This is a genomic window from Pseudomonas sp. Y24-6, from assembly GCF_020295325.1.
Lineage (GTDB): Bacteria > Pseudomonadota > Gammaproteobacteria > Pseudomonadales > Pseudomonadaceae > Aquipseudomonas > Aquipseudomonas gregormendelii.
In genome coordinates this window covers 1-362 of the sequence record NZ_JACBXG010000057.1, presented here as the reverse complement: position 1 = coordinate 362, position 362 = coordinate 1, and the positions used below count along the sequence as shown (strand labels likewise).

Genomic DNA, 362 nt, shown 5'->3' with positions numbered 1-362 from the left:
GAGCACATCCGCTTCGGAATCGAGCAGTGCCGCAAGAGCGGCTCACCGTTCGCGCCAAGCATCGGCCAGTTCATTGGCTGGTGCACGCCAGGCCCTGAGGCTTACGGCATGCCCTCGGCAGCTGACGCGTGGATGGAGGCCCTGATGGGCACGGCCAGCCATGATGCGGTGCGAATCGCTGCCAATGCGACCGGGAAGTTCGATCTGGCCAAGGCCAAGCAAGACGACAAGGCAATGCGGGCTCGTTTCGACCGCAACTACCAGATCGTGCTGCGCCGCGCCCAGGCCGGGGAACCGCTCGACGGCAAGATCCTCGCCGGTATCGGGCACGACAGCCAGAAATCTGCGCTGCAACTGGCTGA

Annotated in this window: 1 protein-coding gene; it reads left to right on the top strand. The window is 64.6% G+C overall.

Annotation, left to right across the window (positions count from 1 at the left end):
- On the top strand, positions 1-362 hold a 362-nt coding region (locus HYI44_RS29230), incomplete at both ends, for a replication protein P (RefSeq protein ID WP_263869162.1).